Origin of the sequence: Microbacterium sp. HMWF026, assembly GCF_003061325.1 — a bacterium.
In the GTDB taxonomy this organism is placed as follows: domain Bacteria; phylum Actinomycetota; class Actinomycetes; order Actinomycetales; family Microbacteriaceae; genus Microbacterium; species Microbacterium testaceum_E.
This window is the reverse complement of sequence record NZ_QAJB01000146.1, coordinates 1-1,848: the sequence shown is the minus strand read 5'-3', so window position 1 is coordinate 1,848 and position 1,848 is coordinate 1. Positions and strand designations below refer to the sequence as shown.

Annotated in this window: 1 protein-coding gene; it reads right to left on the bottom strand. The window is 70.6% G+C overall.

Annotated features, from left to right (window positions below; translation table 11 throughout):
• Positions 1–857 precede the first annotated feature (857 nt).
• Positions 858–1,784, bottom strand: a complete 927-nt coding sequence (locus DBR36_RS06405; RefSeq protein ID WP_108318081.1) for a heme o synthase — start codon at positions 1,782–1,784, stop codon at positions 858–860.
• Positions 1,785–1,848: the final 64 nt, after the last annotated feature.

Sequence of the window (1,848 nt, the reverse complement as noted above, 5' to 3'; positions counted from 1 at the left end):
GAGGTGCCCTCGACGGCCCCCGCTCCCCCGCAGGCCGCCGCCGCCGCGCGCCACGACGAGCCTCGTCTCGACACCGGAGACGACGCCACGCGTCGCTGACCACGCGGGACGAAGGCGCCCGCTCCCGCACCGGGGGCGGGCGCTTTCGCGTGCCCGGTTCCCGTTCCCGCCGCCGCGCGCGTGTCGCCGCGCTCCCGCAACGCCCACTCCGCGCTTCATCGGCGCCAAAACGTCGCCCCGTGCCCTCATCCGCGCCATTCGGCGCCAGCGGAACGCCGCGACGCGCGCCCAGCGCTTCATCGGCGCCAAATCGTCGCCCCGCGCCCTCATCCGCGCCATTCGGCGCCAGCGAAAACCCCGCAACGCCCGCACCGCGCTTCATCGGCGCCGAAACGTCGCGCAACGCCCTCATCCGCGCCATTCGACGCCAGCGAGACGCCGCGACGCGCGCCTAGCGCTTCATCGGCGCCAAAACGTCGCCCAGCGCCCTCATCCGCGCCATTTGGCGCCACCGAAAACCCCGCAACGCCCGCTTCGCGCTTCATCGGCGCCGAAACGTCGCCCAGCGCCCTCATCCGCGCCATTCGGCGCCAGCGAAAACTCCGCGACGGGCGCCCAGTGCTTCGTCGGCGCCAAAACGTCGCGCAACGCCCTCATCCGCGCCATTTGGCGCCACCGAAAACCCCGCAACGCCCGCACCGCGCTTCATCGGCGCCGAAACGTCGCCCAACACCCCCATCCGCACCATTCGGCGCCAGCGAAAACCCGCGCGAGTGCGGCGCCGCGGCGGCATCCCGGAACCGCGGGCGGGAACACGACGACGCCCACCTCTCCGAGATGGGCGTCGTCGGGAGTGCTCAGAACGGCAGCAGCGGATCGACGGCGATCGCGACGAAGAGCAGCGTCAGGTACGTGATCGACGCGTGGAAGACCCGCATCGGCCGCGGCTCGCCACCGCGCACGGCGCGCGAGTACAGGCGGTGCGACTCGTAGATGAACCATCCGCCGAACACGAGGGCGGACACGGTGTAGACCAGGCCCATCGGCGCCACGGGGATGAGCAGGAGCGAGCACGCGACGGTCGCCCACGCGTAGAGGATCACCTGCAGCCCCACCTGCGACCCGCTGCGGGTCGCGCCGAGCATGGGCACGTCGACGCCGTCGTACTGCGCGGCGTACTTCATCGACAGGGGCCAGTAGTGCGGCGGGGTCCAGAGGAAGACCAGCGCGAACAGGATGAACGGCGCCCACGAGAGCGAACCCGTCACCGCCGACCAGCCGATCAGCACCGGGAAGCAGCCCGCGATGCCGCCCCACACGATGTTCTGTTCGGTGCGGCGCTTGAGGATCATCGTGTAGATGACGACGTAGAAGAAGATCGCGGCCGCCGACAGCGCAGCGGCGAGGGGGTTGGTGAAGGCCCACAGCCACACGGTCGACACCACGGCGAGCGTCCACGCGAACGTCAGCGCGCCGCGCGGCGACACCTCGCCCGTGACGAGCGGACGGTTCTCGGTGCGCTGCATGTGCGCGTCGATGTCGCGGTCGAGGTACATGTTGAACGCGGCCGCCGAGCCGGCGCTCAGCGAACCGCCGATCACCGTGGCGAAGATCAGCCAGAGGTTCGGCAGGCCGCCCTGCGCGAGGATCATGACCGGAACGGTGGTCACCAGCAGCAGCTCGAGGACGCGGGGCTTCGTCAGAGCGACGTAAGCCCGAAGGGTGCGTCCGACGGAGCGGCGATCGGTCGTCGCAATGACGTGCGACGTCGTCGAGATGTCCATCGTCCCCCGGGGTAGCGCGTATATATCCCTCCGATTCTATGCCATCCCCACCACACCCCCGGCC